The 19946-nt window shown below is 65.2% G+C and carries 14 protein-coding genes and 2 tRNA genes; 6 read left to right on the top strand and 10 right to left on the bottom strand.

What is annotated here, in order from left to right; translation table 11 throughout:
* Window positions 1–13 precede the first annotated feature (13 nt).
* A complete protein-coding gene (locus IPK69_13700) occupies window positions 14–541 on the top strand; it encodes a hypothetical protein (GenBank protein QQS09006.1) in 528 nt (175 codons plus the stop codon).
* Between the two features lie 38 nt (window positions 542–579).
* Here the strand turns inward: IPK69_13700 and IPK69_13695 are convergent, their stop codons facing one another.
* The 8 genes from IPK69_13695 to fliM all read right to left on the bottom strand — a co-directional run bounded on the left by IPK69_13695 (window position 580) and on the right by fliM (window position 12584).
* Window positions 580–1317 (bottom strand): YebC/PmpR family DNA-binding transcriptional regulator, encoded by a 738-nt coding sequence (locus IPK69_13695; protein QQS09005.1) that lies wholly within the window; start codon window positions 1315–1317, stop codon window positions 580–582.
* Between the two features lie 39 nt (window positions 1318–1356).
* Window positions 1357–5034, bottom strand: coding sequence for a hypothetical protein (locus tag IPK69_13690; GenBank protein QQS09004.1), 3678 nt, complete (start codon window positions 5032–5034; stop codon window positions 1357–1359).
* Entirely contained in the window at window positions 5031–5855 is an 825-nt protein-coding gene (locus tag IPK69_13685) for a hypothetical protein (protein ID QQS09003.1), read from the bottom strand. Before IPK69_13685 ends, IPK69_13690 begins: the two co-directional genes overlap by 4 nt.
* Window positions 5855–6265: a 30S ribosome-binding factor RbfA gene (rbfA, locus tag IPK69_13680; GenBank protein ID QQS09002.1), complete on the bottom strand. Its 411-nt coding sequence runs from the start codon at window positions 6263–6265 to the stop codon at window positions 5855–5857. Before rbfA ends, IPK69_13685 begins: the two co-directional genes overlap by 1 nt.
* On the bottom strand, window positions 6262–6657 hold the full coding sequence (locus IPK69_13675; GenBank protein ID QQS09001.1) for a DUF503 domain-containing protein: 396 nt from the start codon (window positions 6655–6657) through the stop codon (window positions 6262–6264). The genes rbfA and IPK69_13675 overlap by 4 nt, the downstream gene beginning before the upstream one ends.
* 15 nt (window positions 6658–6672) lie before the next feature.
* Complete coding sequence (gene infB / locus IPK69_13670; protein ID QQS09000.1) at window positions 6673–9600, bottom strand: translation initiation factor IF-2; 2928 nt, start codon at window positions 9598–9600, stop codon at window positions 6673–6675.
* An 83-nt stretch (window positions 9601–9683) separates the two neighbouring features.
* Window positions 9684–11051 carry a transcription termination/antitermination protein NusA gene (gene nusA / locus IPK69_13665; GenBank protein QQS08999.1) on the bottom strand — a complete coding sequence of 456 codons (1368 nt, stop codon included), beginning with the start codon at window positions 11049–11051 and terminating at the stop codon, window positions 9684–9686.
* 516 nt (window positions 11052–11567) lie between these two features.
* Complete coding sequence (fliM, locus tag IPK69_13660; GenBank protein ID QQS08998.1) at window positions 11568–12584, bottom strand: flagellar motor switch protein FliM; 1017 nt, start codon at window positions 12582–12584, stop codon at window positions 11568–11570.
* Between the two features lie 199 nt (window positions 12585–12783).
* Here fliM and IPK69_13655 point away from each other — a divergent pair, with 199 nt between their 5' ends.
* Window positions 12784–14667 carry a thioredoxin family protein gene (locus tag IPK69_13655; GenBank protein ID QQS08997.1) on the top strand — a complete coding sequence of 628 codons (1884 nt, stop codon included), beginning with the start codon at window positions 12784–12786 and terminating at the stop codon, window positions 14665–14667.
* Between the two features lie 257 nt (window positions 14668–14924).
* Window positions 14925–14996 (top strand) — tRNA-Gly (locus tag IPK69_13650).
* 142 nt (window positions 14997–15138) lie between these two features.
* On the opposite strand, the gene argH is transcribed toward IPK69_13650, so the two are convergent.
* On the bottom strand, window positions 15139–16530 hold the full coding sequence (gene argH, locus IPK69_13645; GenBank protein ID QQS08996.1) for an argininosuccinate lyase: 1392 nt from the start codon (window positions 16528–16530) through the stop codon (window positions 15139–15141).
* 243 nt (window positions 16531–16773) lie between these two features.
* Here argH and IPK69_13640 point away from each other — a divergent pair.
* The 3 genes from IPK69_13640 to IPK69_13630 all read left to right on the top strand — a co-directional run bounded on the left by IPK69_13640 (window position 16774) and on the right by IPK69_13630 (window position 18365).
* Window positions 16774–16845: transfer RNA gene (locus tag IPK69_13640), tRNA-Gly, on the top strand.
* A 371-nt stretch (window positions 16846–17216) separates the two neighbouring features.
* Window positions 17217–17426 carry a hypothetical protein gene (locus IPK69_13635; GenBank protein QQS08995.1) on the top strand — a complete coding sequence of 70 codons (210 nt, stop codon included), beginning with the start codon at window positions 17217–17219 and terminating at the stop codon, window positions 17424–17426.
* 12 nt (window positions 17427–17438) lie between these two features.
* Window positions 17439–18365 carry a S49 family peptidase gene (locus IPK69_13630; protein ID QQS08994.1) on the top strand — a complete coding sequence of 309 codons (927 nt, stop codon included), beginning with the start codon at window positions 17439–17441 and terminating at the stop codon, window positions 18363–18365.
* 44 nt (window positions 18366–18409) lie between these two features.
* Here the strand turns inward: IPK69_13630 and IPK69_13625 are convergent, their stop codons facing one another.
* Window positions 18410–19897, bottom strand: a complete 1488-nt coding sequence (locus IPK69_13625; GenBank protein QQS08993.1) for a site-specific integrase — start codon at window positions 19895–19897, stop codon at window positions 18410–18412.
* Window positions 19898–19946 lie beyond the last annotated feature (49 nt).

The following is a 19946-nucleotide window of genomic DNA, read 5'->3' as shown; positions in this document are numbered from 1 at the left end:
GTACGATGGTCGGATGTACTGCCTCAATTGCGCGTACAACCTCGTCGGCATCGAACCAGTCGAGGATGCGTCCGGAGACCCCGCAGCACGAAACTACAGATGCCCCGAATGCGGCCGACACTTCAACCCGGCCAGCACCGAGTCATGGGCCAACACCCCGGGCACGCGACCTGTTTCCGCGAAGCGAGAAGAAATCAATGCCAGCCTTGCGTGGTTCGGCGCATGGTGGTCCGCGACCTCCGTTGTCCTCATCGGTCTCGCAACACTCGGAATGAACATCGAAACCATCCTGAGTTCCGACACAACCACGGTCGTGGCGAGCGTCGTGTTCTTCGTCTTGATTCTCTACGTCCCGTCGGGAATCCTTGTCGGCTATCCACTTCTCGTGTTCAACCTGCGATTCGCACTGCGTCAGACACAGAGACGTTCGAACCGAATCTCGCGATTCGCCACCCTGTTCACCTTGACGGCAATAGCGTCTTTGGGTTTCCTTTGTGTGCTGTTGTTATTGGTGGTCGTAGTCCTGTCTGCAATACTCTGATCGTGCAGGACGAAGAATCCGCGGCTCGACGAACGGAATCACTCCGCGTTGGTAAAGACCGCCTGCACGTCGTCGAGGTCCTCGAGCATCTCCACGAGCGATTCGAGGTCGGCCGCGGCGTCGGCGGAGAGGGCCGTCGTCGTGTCGGGGACCATCGCGAGTAGGGCGTCGGTGATGCCGAATCCGGCGGCGGTCAGACACGACTTCGCCTCCTGGAAGGCCTGCGCCGGCGTGATCACCGTCCACGTTGCGGGCTGATCCTCCACGGGATCATCGGGCGGCAGAACATCCGTCGCGCCGCCCTCGAGCGCGACCTCCATCAGGCGCTCCTCGTCGACGCCCTTCGCGTCGATGGAGATCCGCCCGAGGTGCTGGAACATGTACGCCACGCAGCCGGAAGCGCCGACGTTGCCGTCGAACTTGGTGAAGGTGGTGCGGACGTCGGTGATGGTGCGCGTGCGGTTGTCGGTGAGGGCGTCGACGATGATGGCGACGCCGCCGGGGCCGTAGCCCTCATAGCGGATGGTCTCGTAGGTCGAGGTGTCGCCGCCGCCGGCGCCCTTTTTGATGGCGCGCTCGATGGTGTCCCGCGGCATGTTGGCGTAGCGGGCCTCGTCGATGGCGTAGCGGAGAGCGAGGTTGGAGTCCGGGTCGCCGCCGCCGTTCTTCGCCGCGACGATGATGGTCTTGGCGATCTTGGTCCACACCTTGCCGCGGCGTTTGTCCACGACGGCCTTGCGGTGCTTGATCTTGCTCCATTTGTTGTGGCCGGCCAAAGAAACAACCTCCATGCAATCTTTGAACGAAATGTGTGATTATGGCGACGGTGCTTTCGGAAGCAGGATCTGCGGCGGAAGCTGGGGCTCGCGGCCGGCCTGTGCGTCGGCGGCCTTGAGGGCGTGGGCGCGGTACTCCTCGAGAAACTTCTTGCGGCGGGCGCGTTCCATGTCCACGAGTTTCTGCTGCTCCGGGTCGGGATCGATCGGGTCGGGGAGCGGAGCCTCGAACATGGAGATGTACGGCTGGGCGAGTTTGGCGGCGTCGCGCCAGGCCTTGATCGCGGCGTCCTTCTCGCCGGAGCGCCAGAGGGCGTCGCCGAGGTGGCCGAGGACTTCGGGGTTTGGTTCGTTCTCGTCCTCGGCGAGTTTGGCGGCACGGCGGAGGAGCGTGATCGCGCCCGGGCCTTCGGGCGTGTCGGCGAGGCGGCCCTGGTGGTAGCGCAGCCACGCGAGCGAGTCGACGATGTGGTGGTCGTTGGGAGATGCGGCATGAGCGCGCTCGATGGCATCGGCGGCCTCGTCGAGATGCTCTTTGGATTCGAGGAGGTTGTAGCCGAGATCGTTGAGGGCGAGGGCGTGGCGCGGGTTGTACTCAAGGACGAGGCGGAGCGTGTCGAGGGCGGCCTGCTCTCGAGTGTTGGCGAACATGAATCGGGCGAGGCCATAGACGACTTCGGCACGCTGATCGACGGTGGACAGGACTTTGGCATCGCCCGGTGTGGCCTGGGCCAGGGTGGCGGCGGTGGTGAGGATCTCGCCGGAGAGCGTGTCGGCGATGCGTTTGGCGTCGGTGTGGTCGCCGACGGTGGCGATGGCGTTGAACCAGATATAGAGACGAGTCTCGTTTGTGGGTTCGGCTTCGAAGAGTGCTTGGGCGAAGTCGAGCAGGGATCTCGATTTGGACTGGAAGAGGAGCGCCTGGGAGACGAACTCGGCGAGGGTGTCCTCGGGGAGATCGGGAATCGCGATGGCGGCGGCGTGAATGGCGGTCACGAGGCGTTTGGCGTCGTCGGGATGGCCAACGACGGTGGCCTGGAGGCGGAGGAGTTCGGCATCGCGGGAGAGGCCATCGGCGGCGAGGGCATCGAGGGCGTCGGCGAGGGCGGCGGCCTGGGCGGGTTGGAGGACGGCCTTTTTGCCCTCGAAGACGCGGATTCTGGTAATGAGGGAGCGAAGGACGGCGAGTTGGGCCGGGGCGAGGGCGTCGCGATCGGCGAGCGCGGTGCTCACGACGGCGGGGAGGTCCTTGAGTTGGTTGGTGCGGACGAGGAGATCGATGTGCTCGAGGGTGTTCTCGGTGGTGGGGGGCGCGTGGGTGAGGCGCTCGAGTTGGAGGGCGTCGGCGGCGGCGGAGTCGGCGAGGCGATCGCGGATGATCCGCTCGCGGAGGCGCTGGAGTTCGGGGATGGGGAATCGCGCGGTGAAGTCGGCGAGGAGAGACTCGGCCTCGCGGGCCTTGGCGGCGTCCGTGGAGTCTGCGGCGAGTGTGACGGCGAGGGCGCTGGTGATGGGGGCCGAGTCGGGGCGGCGGGCGCGGAGGTCGCGGAGGAAGAGTTCGGCGCGGTCGCGGATGGCGGGGCTGGGGCGCGCGGCCTTGGCGGCGAGGGAGGCGAGGAGGTCGTAGACGCCGGGCGTGGCCTGGTCGCTGGCGGCGAGATCGAAGAGTGGTTGCTCGGCCTGGTCGACGAGATTGCGGGAGATGAGATCACGGATGGTGAGGAGGCGGAGGAGCCTGCTGGAGGGCGAGGCCGCGCGGAGGTCGCGGGCGGCGTCCAAGAGTTGGGATTGGGTGGCGGGCGTGGAGAGGATGGTGATGAGGGCCTCGCGCGGGCGATCGTCGGCGGGGTCGAGGGCGATGGCGCGGTTGAGCGCGGCTTTGGCGTCGTTCGTGCTGCCGTCGAGGGCGAGGCTGCTGGAATAGATGAGGAGATCGGCGAGGGCGGGATCGTCGCGCTCGGCGAGGGGTTTGACGGCGTCTGCGGCGGCGGCGAACTCGCGGCGGCGTTGCAGCATCTGGGCGAGGAGGCGGCGACCAGCCGGCGTGTCGATGGATTTGAGTTTGTCGATGGCCGTGGCGCGGGTGTCGCGCTCGGCGAGGTTGTCGGCGAGGCGGGCCTGGGCATAGGTTGCGGCGGTGGAGAAGAGCTTGGACCAGTCGCGGGCGAGGGCCTCGTCGAGCGCGAGACGGTCCATCGCGAGGGCGTCGAGGAGCCAGAGTCGGGAAAGGGCCGCGGCGTCGTCGGAATCGCGGGACTGGAGTTGGCGGAGGATGGACTCGAGGGCAACGCCCTGGACGGCGGTGATGGAGGCGTAGAGCGGGGCGTGCTCTGGCGAGGACTTGGTGAGGGCGACGAGATCATCGGCGATGGCGACGGGATCGGCGGCGGCGGCGGAGACGAGAGACGAGTCGTCCACGGCGTGGAGACGGAGGAACGCTACGGCGAGAGCGGGGTCGTCGGGGTTTGCGATGAGGGCGATCTTCAGGATGGCGGAGGCCTGGGGCCGTGAGGCGACGGCGGCAGCGAGGATGTCGGCACGGGCCGCCGCGCTGGCTGAGCGTTTGGCGTTGGGTGTGGACTGGCTGTCGCGTGCGGCCTGGGCGATGGCGTTGGCGAAGGTCTCGGTATCAGGGACGTGCCGGGCGAGATAGAAGGCGAGGGCCTCGTGTCGATCGGTGATGGGGCTGTTGGAAGTGGTGATGCTGTCGAGGAGGGAGATGGCGGCGCTGTTGGGTCGGCCTGCGCGGAGGTTGGCGAGGACGAGGCGAGGAAGGGCCTGGCCTTGATCGAGGCCCGGCGTGGTGGCGGCTTTGGCGTAGGCGTTCAGGGCATCGGCGTGATCGCCGAGGCGGAGGGAGAGATCACCCTGGCGGACGGTGAGTTCGGCGGAGCGTCGATACACCTCGGCGATCTCGGGGCGGAACTCGGTGCGGAACTGGGCCGGGGGCGGGAGATCGAGGGCGAGGGAGAGTTGGTCGCGTGCGGCGGCGAGGTAGGACTGGCCTTCGAGGAGTTGTGCGGCGTCGAAGGCGATGAGGTGGGAGAGGGCGGGATCGCTGCCGGGCTTGAGCGACTCGCGCGCGCGAAGGAGATGGTGGGCGGCGAGGGGGACGATGCGCGCGATGGCGGCGTCCTTGGCGAGGAACCAGTGGGCGTTGGGCGTAGAGAGACCGAGTTCAACGGCGCGAGAGAGAGCGCGGGCGGCGTCGCTCTCGCGCGAGGCGGCGCGGTAGGCGTCGGCGAGGCAGGCCCAGATCTCGGGGGCGTTGGGATCGGCCTTTGCGGCGAGTTGAAACTCCGCAATGGCGTCCTGGGTGCGGCGCTCGACAAGGGCTAGGCGGGCGTCGACGTAGTGGTGGAGGGCGTCGCGCGGCGCGGTAGTGGATCGTTCCACGGAGGGGACGGGCAGATCGCGCGAGAGTTCGGCGAGGGCATCGTCGGCAGGGACGTGGGCGCGGGGGTCGTCGGGTGCGACGGGCTTGATGTCCGCGGGGTCGATGATGGGCGGTGGTTCGATGTTGACGGGTGTGATTGGCAACTCGTGCTCGCGCTGCGCGGACGCGCGAATGTCGGCGATGGGATCTGCGGCGCGCGTGCTCGCATGTGTGAGTCGAGGAGTGATGACAAGATGGATCGAGAGGAGTGAGGCAAGCACGAGGAGGACGAGTGCGGAGACAGCGACACGCGTGGGTTGGAGGCCTTGGCGTGTGGTCACGGCTTTGGCCTCCGGCGTGATGGCGACTGGGACTGCGACTGGGGCTTGGGTTGGGATTGGGGAGCGTGCTTGGACTTGGCGTTGTTGGTGCGTTTCAAGGACGTCCGTGCGGACTGAGCGACCGCGTGGTCGACCTGTTCGAGTTCGAAGAGCGGGCGTATGGCGAGCCCCCGATCGCCGCGAGGGGCTTTGCCGTCGCGGTCGGACCAGGCCTGGAGGAGGGCGTGGGCCTTGGTGGCGTCGGCGGCGCGGATGTGGTGCTCGAGGAAGGAGGAGGCCTTGTCGAGCGGAGCGTGCGCGTCGTCGATGACGTTGTTGGAATGGAGGAGCGTGGCGAGGCGATCGTCCACGGGAAAGGCGTGGATGTCGAGGCGGAGGAGGGCGAGGCGGTGGGCGACGAAAGGGGGAACACCCTCGAGCGACTCGAGGAGGGCTCGGGCGTCGCGCTTGGGGAGTTCGAGAACCGGCGCGAGGTCGATGGCGTGGAAGCGCTTGTGGATGTCCCAAAGGACATAGCGGATTCTGGTGGCGCGCTCCAGGCCGAGTGGGTACTTGTCGCCGAGCAGGGCGTGGATCTCGTCGGGGGTGGTGACGCGGAGGTCGTTGAGCGAGACGACGCCGGCGACGAGTTTCGGATAGGCGGCATCGGCCTGGGCGATGGAGGCCTCGAAGAGGAGGAGGTCGTAGAGGAGGTGGTGGACGAGCGCGAGTCCCTTTGGGATGGTGTCGTTGAGCGGAGGCGCGGGGTGTGGGAAATCACCAAAGTCTTTGGCGAGACGCGCGAGGAGGGCGTCGAGGGCTTTGTGGCCCGCGGTGTCCATCAGTGGGTGGCTCCGCGGTCTGGATCCGGCTGGGGCGTGGAGGAGAAGCCCGGGGCGGTCGGAGAGTTGTGCTCTTCGCGGACGCGCTCGAGGCTTTCGAGAACGGCGGCCTGCTTCTTTGGCGTGACGTCGAGTTTGAAGTGGAAGGCGGGGAGTTGGCGGATGTCGATGAGTTCGCCGGCCTGGCGACGGATGTGGCGTTCGGCGTTGCGCAGGCCATGAAGCGTGAGATCCTGGCGATCTTCGGGGAGGACGGAGAAAAGAATCGTGGCGTCGCGGAGGTCTTTGGAGACTTTGACGCTGGTGATGGTGATGAGGCCGGAGACGCGGGGATCGCTGAGGCCTTTGGCGAGGACCTGCTGGATGGCGTGGTGGATGCTGGAGGCGAGTTGTTCTGGTCTGTGGCTCACGGGGCTTTGTGGTCCGAGTTGGTTGAGTCGGCGTGGCGGAGGAGTTCCTGGGCGAGGAAGGGGTCGGGCAGGTCAATCTCGACGGGGTCCATTTCGTCTGGCTCGCGGCCGGCGATGATGTCTCGGCGGCAATCACCCAGTTCGGCGTCGTGGAGAGCACGAAGTTTGAGGGCGATTCGGTCGAGGGTCTGGGCGAGGTATTTTTCGTCGCTGCCGACGAGGGCGAGTCCGAGGCGGGCGACGGAGTGGCTCTCGAGCGATCCGATTTCGGCGACGGCGGCCATGTGCTCGCGGTGGAGGCGGTCCTTGACGGAGGAGACGACTCGGCGCTTGTCCTTGAGGGACGTGGAGCCATGGATGAGGAGGTCGAACTGGAGGATGGCGATGAGCATTCCCACTCGCGGGTATTAGAGCGTTCTCTTGACCTCGACTCGCTTGTAGCACTCGAGGACGTCGCCCTCCTTGATGTCGTCGTAGCCGTCGATCTTCATGCCGCATTCCATGCCAGCGCGGACTTCCTTGGCGTCGTCCTTGACGCGTTTGAGTTGGGCGAGTTTGCGGTCGTTCTCGATGACAACGCCGTTGCGGGTGACGCGGATGAAGGCGTCGCGCTGGACGGTGCCGTCGGTGACGTAGCAGCCGGCGATGTTGCCGACCCTGGTGACCTTGAAGACCTTTCGGACCTCGGCGTGGCCCAGGATCTCCTGGCGGAGTTCGGGGGTGAGGAGTCCTTCGGCGGCCTTCCTGAGGTCGTCCACGATCTCGTAGATGACCTGGTAGGTTCGGATCTCAACGCCCTTCTGCTCGGCGACGGAGCGGGCCTTGCCCGAGGGGATGACGTTGAAGCCGATGACGATGGCCTTGGAGGCGTCGGCGAGGACGACGTCGCTCTCGGTGATCCCGCCGACGGCGGCGTGGAGGACGCGGACCTTGACCTCGTCGCCTTTGACCTTCTCGCACTCGGCCTTGAGGACGTCGGCGGTGCCTTGCTCGGCGACCTTGAGGACGACGAGGATCTCCTTGATGTCCTTGTCGGCGATCTGCCCGAAGAGGGAGTCGAGGGTGACCTTGGGCTGGGCGAGGCGGGCCTGACGCTCGCGCTGGCGGCGCTGGTCGGCGGCTTCCTGGGCCTCTTTGAGGGAGTCGACGACATAGAACTTATCGCCGGCGTCGGGGACCTCGTCGATGCCGGAGATGAGGACAGGCATCGGCGGCGTGGCGGCTTTGATGCGCGTGCCGCGGTCGTCGAGGATCTCGCGGATTCGGCCGAAGCCGCGCCCGGCGACGACGAAGTCGCCGACGCTGAGTTCGCCATCCTGGACGAGGAGGCTGGCGACGGTGCCCCGGCCTTCCTCGGTGCGGGCCTCGATGACGGTGCCTCGCGCGTGCCCGCCGAAGTCGGCTTTGAGTTCCTTGAGTTGGGCCTGGTAGTCGAGAGTTTCGAGGAGTTCGGGGATGCCCTGGCCTGTGGTGGCGGAGGTCTTGACGACCTCGGTGTCGCCGCCCCAATCGACAGGGTTGAGGCCATGTTCGGCGAGTTGGCCGAGGGTTTTCTGGATCTGGGCCTCGGTGGCGTCGGGGCGGTCGATCTTGTTGAGGGCGACGACGATGGGGACGCCTGCGGCCTTGGCGTGGCTGATGCTCTCAATGGTCTGAGGCATGACGCCCTCGGGCGCAGAGACCACGAGGACGACCACGTCGGTCATGTTGGCGCCGCGAGAGCGCATGGAGGTGAAGGCCTCGTGGCCCGGCGTGTCGAGGAAGACGACTTCCTTCTGCTCGCCGGCGACGGTGAGAGGGACTCGGAAGGCGCTGGTGCGCTGGGTGATGCCGCCCGCCTCGCCCGCGGCGACGTTGGCGTTTCGGATCTTGTCGAGGAGGCTGGTCTTGCCGTGGTCGACGTGCCCGAGGATGGTGACGACGGGGCCGCGGGGCCTCTGGTCGACGGAGTCACGGCTCTCGTACTGGGCGCTGACGGCTTCTTCGGCGGTCTTGGCCTCGACAACCTCGAGTTCGAGGTTGAAGTCGATCATGATCTCCTGGGCCTTCACGGGGTCGATGCCGGAGTTGACGGTGGCCATGACGCCCTGGAGGAAGAGTTTCTTGACGATCTCTGCGGCCTTGACGCCTGTGGCGGCGGAGAGGTCCTTGATGGTGAAGGGTGCGGCGATCTTGACCTTGGTGTCCTTGGGGCCGGCGTCGCGCATGCCCTGGCCGGGACGACGCAGGTCCTGCTTGTGCTTCTTGACGAAGCCGCCGGCGCGGGCGAGGCGCGCCTCGCGCTCGATGAGGTCCTGCTCGGAGAAGATGCCCTGGGTGGAGCCGACCCAGTCTGTGCCGGAGCGGCCTCGGCGCTTGTCGGGGACGCCTGTGCCGCTGGAGCGTTTGTTGTTGGGGCCTGAGGCGCCTGCACCGGCACCAGCGCCCCGACGACGGGAGTTGCGGCCTGAGTCATCGTCAAAGGCCGGGCCGCCGGCGCCCGCCCCGGTGCGCGGGCCTCGCGAGGGACCGCCAGGTCCCGCGGGTGCGCGGCGTGGGCGCGGGGCTTCGATCTGTTCCGGCGCTTCAACGCGGACGATCTTGGGGCCCGCGAGTTTGACGGGAGAGCGGACTTCGAGTTGCGGTCCCGCAGGGGCGATGACCTTGGGCCGACGCGGAACATTCATGGGCGCAGGCGGGGCCGATGGTGTCTTGCGTGTTGGAGTTGGCGCGGCGGAGCCACCATCTCGTGGTGGAGGAGTGGTTGCCGGCTTGTCGGCGACGGCGGCAGGACGGACCGTGGTCTCGGCGGGCTTGGCTTCGGGAGCCTTGGTTTCGGGGGCCTTTGGCTCCGAGACCGGCATGGTGGGCATGATCTTGGTGGCCGCGAGCGTGCCTGGATCGACGACTTCGACGGGGGCTTCGGGCTTGGGTAGTTCGGGCTTTGGATCTGCATTGGCCTGCGAGTGTGGCTCGGGAGCGCCGTCGGAGGAGATGGGCGTTGTCTTGGTGCGAGAACGCGACTTTGGAGCAGCGGGTGCGTCTTCGACGGCGACTGCGGATTCGACGGATTCCGGCGCATCGACCTCGTCGGCCTTCTTGGCGGCGGCCTTCCGACGCGAGGGCTTGGCGACGCGAACCTTTTCGAGGTCCACGGGAGCGGCGTTCTCGACGGCGGTCGTGCCGTGGGTCGCCTCGGAGAACCACTCACGGATGGTCATCTCGAGTCCGGCGGAGATGCTGGACATGTGACCCTTGATGGTGTCCTTGGAGATTCCCTCGGCGTGGCACTTGGCCACGATGGCCTTAGAATCGATTCCCAGTTCTTTCGCCAACTCGAATACGCGTTTTGCCAAAGGGCGTTACTCCGGACGGTCGTGGTCTCAACTCAACAGTGTGCGTGGATGGGGTGTTGGTGTGGGGAGGTGAATGAAGAGCATCAGCCCTGGCCGAGGATGTCCGCGGCTCTGGAATCCGCGTCGGCATCGGGCTTGGTTTCGGTGGTGGATTCCGTGGCAGGCTCGGGGGGCGGGGACGTGGCGCCGAGGATGGCGTCAGCGGCCTGCTCGCCGGCCTCGACGGGCCCGGCGAGGGCGGCCTCGCGGGCGAGACGCTCCTTCTCCTCCTTGGCCTTCTGCTGCTCGATCGCGACTTCCTTGGCGCGGGTGGCGGCGGTCTCGACGATGCGCTCGGCGAGTTCGTTGTCGATGGTGAGTTCCTGCTCCAGGACTTCGGGCCCAACCTCTTCGATATCGAAGACGCTGACCATGCCCATGGCTCCGAGTTTGTCGACCATCTCCTCGGTGACGCCCTCGATGGATTGGAGGGTCTGGCTCATGACCTCGAGGCCCTTGTTGAACTCCTCGGGGGTGAGGATGTCCACGTCCCAGCCGGTGAGCCTTGCGGCGAGGCGGACGTTCTGTCCACGCTTGCCGATGGCGAGGGAGAGTTGGTCATCGCGGACGACGACGGTGGCGCGGCCGAGCTCGAAGCAGAGCGAGATCTCGGCGACCTCGGCGGGCTTGAGGGCGTTCTGGATGAGGATCTGGCTGGACTCGTTCCAGCGGACGATGTCGATCTTCTCGCCGTTGAGCTCGTCGACGATGTTCTTGATGCGGCTACCGCGGACGCCGACGCAGGCGCCGACGGCGTCGACCTTGCTATCGAGGCTGGCGACGGCGATCTTGGTTCGATAGCCGGCCTCGCGGGCCATGGCCTTGATCTCGATGATCTTCTCGGCGACCTCGGGGACCTCGACCTCGAAGAGTCGCTTGATGAGATCGGGATTACCTCGAGAGAGGACGATCTTGACCTGGCTCCCGGCGTCGCGGACGTCGAGGATGAGGCAGCGTACACGATCGCCGGCGTTGAACTGCTCGCCGGGGATTTGCTCGCTGCGGGGCATGAAGCCTTCGGCTCGGCCATCGAGTTGGATGACGAGAGAGCCGCCCTCGTATCGCTGGGCGGTGCCGGTGATGATCTCACCCATGCGCTTGGAGTATTCCTCGAAGATGCTGGATCGCTCGTTCTCGCGGAACTTCTGGATCATCACCTGCTTGAAGGTCTGGGCGGCGATGCGGCCGAAAGTTTCGGGGGGCATCTCCATCGGCTCGCCATGGCGGAAGAGGGCGATCTTGCCGTCCATGGGATCGACAGTGCAGGTGAACTCTTCGAGGTCGAGCGTGTTGAAGTACTTTCGTGCGGCAGAGACCATGGCCTGCTCGAGGTCATTGAGGAGGAGGGATCGATCGATGTTTCGATCGCGAGCGATGGAATCGATGATGCGGAGCATTTCCTGGGTGTTCATGGGTTGTCCTTGATGTCTGATTGTCGGGTTGCCTGGATGTGCGGACCTTTGCGTGAAACGAAAAACCACGAGTTGGTGCTCGTGGTCGCCTGGCGCCGGGGTTGGACCCGACGCCGTCGCGCGGCGTGACCTTGTAGGGTCGTGCCGCACCCGCCTGCCCTTTGGGACGATCCCTAGAGCATGGGCACCTCCGAAGTGGAGGGGCCTTGCGCCTGGGCGACCCACGGACGAGTCGTCGAGCTTTCGCTCAACCTCGGCCGATTAGCGTGCATGGCGAGTAACCACGTGCATTCGATACTCCGTCCGGTTGAGGTCGGCACCCGTGTGTCGACTTTGGCCGGTCGATGTCTCTGTCTTGTGTGGGCGCACGAGCGCTTTGGCAAGACGGGGAATGATAGGGTGTTGGGGGATTGGCATCCAGCGGGGCGGATGCGGGGGATCGAGGATGTGTTGAGGCTGGAAATGAAGAGAATGGAGAAGCAGGCGGGCCGCCTAGTCCACGTGATTAGGTAGTGATTAGACGCGTTCGCCGATGTGGAGGGCTTTGAGAATTTTCAAGGCTCTCTTGCCGCGGTATTGGCCGATCTGGGCGACGAACTTTCGCTCCCCCTCGACACAGAGGACGACGGGCTTGTTGGCGAGGCGTTCGGTGGAGATGACGTCGCCGGGCTTCATGTCGGCGAGGTCCTGGACGGTGATGGTGGATTCGGCGAGGAGGCCCGTGATCAGGAGCGGGGCACGACTGAGAGAGCCGGTCAGACGCTTCTCGAGTTCCTTGGATTTCTGATTCTTGAGCGAGTTGAACCAGTTCTGGGCGGAGAGTTGCTCCATGACGGGTTCGATGACGTTGTAGGGGATGCAGAGGTTCATCGTGCCGGCGCGGCTGGACATCTTGAGTTCGAAACCGACGACGATGACCACCTCGTTTGGCGGGACGATCTGGACGAGTTGGGGGTTGGATTCGGACGCGGAGATCTTGAAGGTGAGAGGCTTGATGCTGGCCCAGGCCTCGCTGAGCGCGTCGAGGCCTCGGTTGGTGACGTTGCTGATGAGGCGGGTCTCGATGAGCGTCATGGGACGCTGGGGGATGAAGAGTTCCTGGCTCGTGCCGCCCAGGAGTCGATCGATGATGGGATAGATGATGAGGGGGCTGATCTCGAAGCACATCTGGCCTTCGAGTCCGTCGGAATCGATGAGATTAAAGGAGGTCGGGTTGGGGAGTCCGGAGATGAACTCGGAATAGGTCATCTGCTCGCAGGTCGCGACTTTGACCTCGACGATGGTTCGAAGGAAGCCCGAGAGCGAGGCGCCGAAGTTTCTGGCGAAGGACTCGTGGAGCGTCTGGAGGGCACGCATCTGGTCCTTGCTGACGCGCTCGGGACGCTTGAAGTCGTAGTCCTTGATCTCGATGGAGCCCGGGTCTCGCTTGAGGCGGGTGAAGACCTGGGCCTCGAGTTGCTCCTCCTCGACACTGCCACTGGCGGCGGCGGCGAGAAGGGCGTCGACCTCACTTTGTTCAAGGACATCGGCCATGGTGTGTGCGTGCTCCGACGCTCCCGGTGTGGAACCCTGGACATTCGGTTATCGGTTGGCTGGTGGTGTTGGCTATAGAGGACGGGGTGTGGTGGATCGCCGGGGGGTTGGAGGCATCCAATCATGCACCATGGAATCAAGCGCAACGAAGTCTGAGGCGGGGGTGTGGCCAGTGTGGTTCGTTCGGATTGTGGTCGCATTGGCTGTGTGGGTCGGGTGCGGCGAGCGGGCGCTGGGTCAGTTCTCGTCGGCGGACCGGGTAAAGGTGGAGGTGGTGGCCCAACGAACGACCGCAGCCCCGGGAGCACAGTTCGCGGTGGCGGTGGTGCTGGATCATGAGGAGCACTGGCACTCGCACACCAACGCGCCGAAGGTGCCGGCATCATGGGGGGACTTTGACGCGATCCCGACGACGATCGAGGTGGTGGAGGCGAAGGGGTTGAAGTATGGGGCGGTGCAGTGGCCCAAGCCGGTGATGATTGAACTGGATCTTGGTGGGACGGGGAAGCCAGAGGCCTATGGCGTGTTCGAGGCTCGAGCCGTGGCGTATCTGCCCGTGACGATTGAGCCGGGGGCGACGGGGACGGCGACGCTCACGCTCGGCGTTGGATTTCAGAGTTGTGATGAGTCGTCGTGCCTGATGCCGGTGCGTGGGGACTCGTCGGATGGACGGCACACGATCTCGATCACGATCGATCCGACGGCTGTGGTGACGGCGTCGGATCCGTTGTTTGCGAACTTTGACGCGACGGCGTTTGCAACGGTGGGGGTGAAGAAGCGGGATGTCATTAATGTACAACTCGGGAAGTACTCGTTCACGATTGATCCGTCGAACGCTGGTGGCTTGGCGCTTCTGGCGTTGGTGGCGTTTGCGGGTGGGTTGCTGCTGAACTTCACGCCCTGTGTGCTGCCGGTGATTCCGATCAAGATTCTGAGCCTGCAGAAGCACGCGGGGAACCCGGCACGATTGCTGTATCTGGGTGTGGTGATGAGCGTGGGTGTTGTTGCGTTCTGGTTTGCGATGGGGCTGGCGATCTCATTCATCAGCGGGTTCAACGCGGTGAGCAGTCTGTTTCAGACGAACTGGTTCTCGCTGACGATCGGGGTTCTGATCTTTGTGTTTGCGCTCGGGATGTTCGGGTTGTTCACGACGGAGTTGCCCCAGTGGGTCTACGCGATCAATCCGACGGGGGAGTCGACGGGCGGGGCGTTCATGTTCGGCGTGATGACGGCGGTGCTCTCGACGCCATGCACGGCTCCGCTGATGGCATCGGCGTCGGCGTGGGCGGCGAAGCAGTCGGACAAGTCGCTGACGATCGGGACGATGGCGGTGATCGGGGTGGGGATGGCATTCCCGTATCTGGTGCTGGTGATGTGGCCGGGGTTATTGAAGCACCTGCCGAAGGCCGGGCCTGGGGCTGAGGTGCTCAAGAAGATCCTGGGGCTTTTGCTCGCGGCCGTGAGTGTGTTCTTTATCGGGACGGGGCTGGATGCGCTGCTTCGGAACCCGGTTGATCCGCCGAACCGGTGGTACTGGTGGCTGATCGCGGCGATCTCGGTGGCGGCGATGGTGTGGGCGATGGTGGCGGTCTTCCGCCATCACGCGCGGACGTGGGTGAAGATCGTGGTGGTGGGGTTTGCTCTGATGGCGTCCGCGGGCATCGTTCTGATCGCGAAGTCGTTCAACGAGCGTGGGCCGATCGATTGGAAGGGATACACGCCCGAGCGATTGGCGGAGGCGAAGACGCGGGGCGATGTGATCGTGGTGGACTTCACTGCGGAGTGGTGCCTGAACTGCCATGCGCTGGAGAAGGGGGTCCTGCATCGGGAGGAGATCTTCACGCGGATCAACGCGCCGGGTGTAACGGCTCTACGTGTGGACCTGACTGGGAACAACGCGGCTGGGCAGACGTTTCTCAAGGACCTGGGGTGGGCGGGGATCCCGCTCCTGGCGATCTATTCGAAGGGATCGAGCGAGGGGCCAACGTTGATGGGGGATGGATACACGATCGGGATGGTGCGGGACGCGCTGGATGACGCGGGGGTGGTGGTGGCGAGGAAGTCTGCGAGTGTGGGGCCGTAGCGAGGAGTGCTGCGTGTGGGAGTAGAAGGAGTAGTCACAGGTGGGACGCCTGTGCCACGAGATGGGGTAGGTCGATTCGTGAGGCTCGCAATGTCTGGGCCTCGTGATCGAGGCCCGGGAACATGGGCGATGGGGGCGTTGGCGGGGGAGTATGGGGCAATGGCGTTGACAGGGCGGAGGCTCCCGGCTACGTTTCTCTCCCGGTGAATCGGGAGGTGGGCTTTGGCTCGCGGACCGGTTCTGTGGGTTGACAAGTCGCGGGTGTAGCTCAGTGGTAGAGCGTCACGTTGCCAACGTGAAAGTCGAGGGTTCAAGTCCCTTCACCCGCTTTGAGATGTGTGTTGGAATGGACCCCGTGCTTTGGTGCGGGGTCTTTGTTTTTACGAGTGGGGGTTGGTCGAGCACGGCTTTGGAGCGTGGTGCCACCAAATTGAATGCCACCACTCTGGAGAGTGGTGCCACCAAAGAGGGCTATTGCTCGGCGTTGAGTTGTTCCTGGGCTTTGGTCAAGGCGGTGTGGACGACCTTGGGGCCTGTGCCTCCGAGGACCTCGCGGCGGTTGAGGCTGGCCTCGATCGTGAGCCGTGAAAAGACGTCCTGGGCGATGACGGGGGAGATGGCTCGGAGTTCGTCCAGGGGCATGCGGTCGAGGGAGATATCGAGTTCGAGAGCGCGGCGGACGGCCTTGCCGACGAGATCGTGGGCCTCGCGGAAGGGGATGTTCTTCTCGACGAGATAATCGGCAAGGTCGGTAGCGTTGGAGTGCCCACCTTCGGCAGCCTTGCGGCAGACATCAACGCGGACCTTGAGCGTGCGCATAACGACGGGGGTGACCCGGAGCATGAGGCTCAGCGTGTCCATCGCGTCGAAGAGCGGCTCTTTGTCCTCCTGGAGGTCTTTGTTGTACGCGAGGGGGAGACCCTTGACAGCGGTCAGCAGCGTGACGAGCGAGCCGATGGTGCGGGCGGCCTTGCCTCGCATGAGTTCGGCGGCGTCGGGGTTCTTCTTCTGAGGCATGAGCGACGAGCCGGAGGAGACCTGGTCGCCGAACTCAAAGAAGTTGAACTCTTGCGAGCCGTAGAGGACGAGGTCTTCGCCGAGGCGCGAGATGTGGGTTGCGGTGATGGCGATCGCGGCGAGGGTTTCGAGGACGAAGTCTCGGTCGGAGACGGCGTCGAGGCTGTTGGTGGTGGGGGCGGCGAAGTAGAGGTCCTGAGCGAGGGCGTAGCGGTCGATGGGATAGGCCGTGCCGGCGAGGGCTCCGGAGCCGAGGGGGCAGAGGTTGACGCGGGCACGGGCGTCCTTGAATCGGACGGAGTCACGGGCGAGCATGGCCTCGTAGGCGAGGGCCCAGTGGGCGAGGAGGAGGGGCTGGGCGCGTTGGAGGTGGGTGTAGCCGGAGATGACGGTGGTGCGCTCGCGGGCGGCGAGGTCGAGGAGCGAGGCGCGGGCGGCCTTGAGTTCGGCGAGGCGAGCGTCGATGGCGTGGCGTGTCCAGAGGCGGAGGTCGGTGGCGACCTGGTCGTTTCGGCTGCGGCCTGTGTGGAGTTTCTTGGCGAGCGGGCCGAGGGATTCGGTGAGTCGGCGCTCGACGAAGGTGTGGATGTCCTCGTCCTTGCCCAGCCCGTCGCGAAGAGGGACTTGGGGATCGGCGGCGATGGTGGCGCGCATCGCGAGGAGCGCGTTTCGGAGGCGGACGTTTTCATCGTCGGTGAGGACGTGGGCGCGGGCGAGGGCGTTGGCCCAGGCGATAGAGCCATCGATGTCGCAGAGGGCGAGTCGCGCGTCGAAGTGGAGCGAGTCGTTGATCTCGCGGAAGATGGCGTCGGGACCTGATTCGAATCGTCCACCCCAGAGGGCCATGGGTGCTCCTTTCTCGTGCGGAAGGGCGTGGTGCGGCGAGTGGTGGTGGCCGACGGATTGGCGGCCAGTGTTCGCCAATCGAGCGTAGCGGCGAGGTGTGGCGCACGAAGCCCAAGGGGGCACGCGGGTGGCGCGACTTGGGGTGCGACGCAGAGCGGCATAGGTGGCGTCGACGGGTCGAGATGGCGAGGGTGGGGTGTGCTGTGTACGATGCAGGCAGACGCACGACCGTGGTGCGTGGCCGCGGGCGTAGTTCAGCGGTAGAACGTCAGCTTCCCAAGCTGAATGTCGGGAGTTCGATCCTCCTCGCCCGCTTTGTCTGCCGCCGATGTCACACGATGACACCGGCGGCTTTTCGTTGGCAAACTCCGCAGAATCCGAGAGTTCCGGCGAGGCAGGCGAGGGCGGTGGGATCGGGGCCGACAGCCGGTCGATGACAGGGAATGACCTGGGTGGACGCTCGCTTGTGCAAGCGCTTGAGCAAGCGCAGGTGCAAGCGGGTGTGCAAGGTGTTGCGGCAATGAGGCTGCCGATCGGCGGGTGATCGTGCGGGCGGAGCGGGAGCGTTCCCGATGGCTGCAGGACTGGGAGTCTTGGCACCGATAATGCTCGCCGATCTAGGGCTCCTGTAGCCGATTGCAGCGGAGCGCAAATCGTGCTACTCTTCCGATATCGAGGATTCCACGATGAAACAGCGTGAAAAGGCGAGTCGGAAGAAGCCAAGTCGTTCATCGAAGAAGCCGTCTATTCATCGCGTCAAGCAGATCCAGAAGGTCTTTGACAAGCTCGGTATCGGCGACGATGCGTCCCGCCAGAGCGTCCGCCAGCTGTACACACCCGCCTCGGAGCACACGGTTCACTACCGTATTGTCCTTTCAGGATCGACGTTGCTCTGACCGGGAGTTCGCATGCCAAACTGGAAGGAAGTCCTGAGCAAGATTCAGGCTACTGGTTCGGCCCACGATGTGGTCCGTAGGGAAGCCATTCGCGCGCTCTCAGAAGAGACCAAGCGCAACGTGATCGTGTACTACTCCGGATGGTTGCAGAAGCCGGAACTCGCGAAGCGGGGCGTGCAGGGTTTCGACATCAACGATTCCGACAAGAACGGTTTCATGGCCGCGATCAACGGTCTCGATCGTGCCAAAGGTCTCGATTTGGTTCTGCACACACCCGGCGGAGAGATCGCGGCTACCGAGTCGCTCGTCCACTACCTGAGGCAGATGTTCAAGGACGACATTCGAGCGATCATTCCGCAGATCGCCATGTCGGCGGGCACCATGATCGCGTGTTCGTGCAAAGCCATCCTCATGGGCAAGCACTCGAACCTCGGACCGATCGATCCGCAGTTCGGCGGCTTGCCTGCTCACGGAATCGTCGAGGAATTCGAGAGAGCCAAGAAGGAGATCGCGGCCGATCCAAAGGCGATTCCTGTGTGGCAGCCGATCATCGCCAGGTACCACCCGACTCTGATTGGCGAGTGTGAGAAAGCGATCAAATGGTCGGAGGAGATGGTCGAGAAGTGGCTGCTCACCGGCATGCTGAAAGATGAGTCGCAGTCTGCCGCGAAGAAGACTGCCAGAAAAGTCATCAAGGAACTCGGCAGTCACGCGCTCACCCTGTCGCATTCGCGTCACATCACGCGAGACCAAGCACGCGATCTTGGACTGACAATAGTGGACATCGAGAAGCCAGACACGCTCCAAGACGCGATTCTCACCGTTCACCATGCCTGCGTCCTGACGCTTCAGTCAACTGCCGCGTTCAAGATTATCGAGAATCAGCAGGGAACTGCTCACATCCTTCTCGCTCAACCGACGATTCAGGTTGCCAGCTGACGTACTCAGCATCCATCCACACGCACGACGCTCCCGCTCTCGCTTCATGCTGAGCAATCAGCGAAGTGCTTCGGGGGTGATGGCTGCGCATGAAGCGCTGGAGTTTGGGGCGTCTCTGTTCTTCCCAGCGGCAGATTCGGCAGGCTCGCGACCGCCCCCGCCACGTCGAGCAGCTTCGGGTCGGTGTAGACGTTGGCCGTGAGGCTCGGGTCGCTGTGCCGCATGGCCGCCTGCGCCGTCCGCAGGGGGACACCGGCCTTCGAGAGGTGGGTTCCAAAGGTGTGGCGCAGCGCGTGGATGTCGATCGTGCGGCCGCGATCGTCCGTCTTGACGACGACTTCCTTGCCGCTGCGGGTCTCGACGCGGGCCAGCCCGGCGAAGACCAGGTCGCGGTCGAAGATTCGGATGAGCCCTTCCGGCACGTCGAAGAGCGGCTCGTCGTTCGCGAGCGCCGCCGGTATCGGGTCTTCCGCCTCGCGGGCGGCCTGTTGGGCCCACACGAGCCGGTCGGCCAGCCAGGAGCGGATGTCGGCAGCGAGGTCCGCCCGCAGCGGGATCTCGGAGCCGCGCCGGTTCTTTTCGTCGCGGGCGTGCAGCACGAGACATGGCACGCGGCCGTCAAGATCCACCTGGCCAACCGTGATGCTGGTCAGCTCGCCCTTGCGAAGGCCGGTCAGAACCAAGCACTTGTAGATCAGCGCCCGCTCGCGTCCAGTTCGCAGAAGGTCTTCGCGGGTCTCCGGCGAGAGGTTCGCCAGCGGCTTGCCCTTGGCCTTGCCGCGACGCACCGTCATTGCGTCCGCCAACGGGCGACGCTGCGCGGCGTCGAGCAGGCGGGCCAGTTCCTCTTCGGTTAGCGCCCGGCGCTGCCGCCGCGTGTCGGCCCGCTGGTCGGCCACCGCGACGGCCAGCAGCGGGTTGTGCGTGAGCCGTCCAGCGCGGACGCACCAGTTGATGAACGTCACGCACGCCTGCCGGTAGCCGTTCCGCGTGCCCGCGGACATGCCGGTGTCGGCCTGATCCCGGAGCCAGCGCTCGACCATCGCGGCGGTGAAGTCGCGGAGGCGCTTCACGCCCCGGTCAGTGGCGACGCGGGCCACCCGGCGGCGGGCCTGCGTGTACCAATGCTCGGTGCTGCCCTTGAGCCGCAGGTGGTCGCGCCACGCGTCGAGATTGGTCTCGATCGACTCGGCACCGTGCCGTGAGGCGGCGTCCTCCTCCGGCGTGATCACGCCCGCCTTCACGAGCTCTGCCCGGCGCTGGAGTTGGGCGAGCACCGCCCGCGCGGCGGTCTCATCGGTGCAGCCGGTCGGCCGCTCGACCCAGTACCCGGCCGCATCGCGGAACTTGGCGATGTACGACTTCGTCTCGCCGCGGATGCGCTCGCGGCCGTCGGCGGCGGTGAACACCTCCGCGGTGCGGACCTTGCCGTTGCGAAGTTGGTAGCGGGCCATCCGCTTGCCCCGCAGCACGACGATCTCCGCGTTCGGCGGAAGAGGTGCGGTCCAGGCTTTGCGGAACACGGTGCCCATCGGGCGGAGGTCTCCATCGCTCCGACCTCGGCGGGCTGCCGGGGTTGGG

Source organism: Phycisphaerales bacterium (genome assembly GCA_016699835.1).
In the GTDB taxonomy this organism is placed as follows: Bacteria; Planctomycetota; Phycisphaerae; order Phycisphaerales; family UBA1924.
The sequence above is the reverse complement of the archived record's forward strand: the minus strand, read 5'-3'. Positions and strand labels throughout refer to the sequence as shown.

Bases quoted from the DNA above. Each gene is read 5' to 3' on its own strand.
- IPK69_13700 (QQS09006.1), top strand. From the start codon at position 14: ATGTACTGCCTCAATTGCGCGTACAACCTCGTCGGCATCGAACCAGTC.
- IPK69_13685 (QQS09003.1), bottom strand. From the start codon at position 5,855: ATGGACACCGCGGGCCACAAAGCCCTCGACGCCCTCCTCGCGCGTCTC.
- IPK69_13675 (QQS09001.1), bottom strand. From the start codon at position 6,657: ATGCTCATCGCCATCCTCCAGTTCGACCTCCTCATCCATGGCTCCACG.
- nusA (QQS08999.1), bottom strand. From the start codon at position 11,051: ATGAACACCCAGGAAATGCTCCGCATCATCGATTCCATCGCTCGCGAT.
- fliM (QQS08998.1), bottom strand. From the start codon at position 12,584: ATGGCCGATGTCCTTGAACAAAGTGAGGTCGACGCCCTTCTCGCCGCC.
- argH (QQS08996.1), bottom strand. From the start codon at position 16,530: ATGGCCCTCTGGGGTGGACGATTCGAATCAGGTCCCGACGCCATCTTC.
- IPK69_13635 (QQS08995.1), top strand. From the start codon at position 17,217: ATGAAACAGCGTGAAAAGGCGAGTCGGAAGAAGCCAAGTCGTTCATCG.
- IPK69_13630 (QQS08994.1), top strand. From the start codon at position 17,439: ATGCCAAACTGGAAGGAAGTCCTGAGCAAGATTCAGGCTACTGGTTCG.
- IPK69_13625 (QQS08993.1), bottom strand. From the start codon at position 19,897: ATGGGCACCGTGTTCCGCAAAGCCTGGACCGCACCTCTTCCGCCGAAC.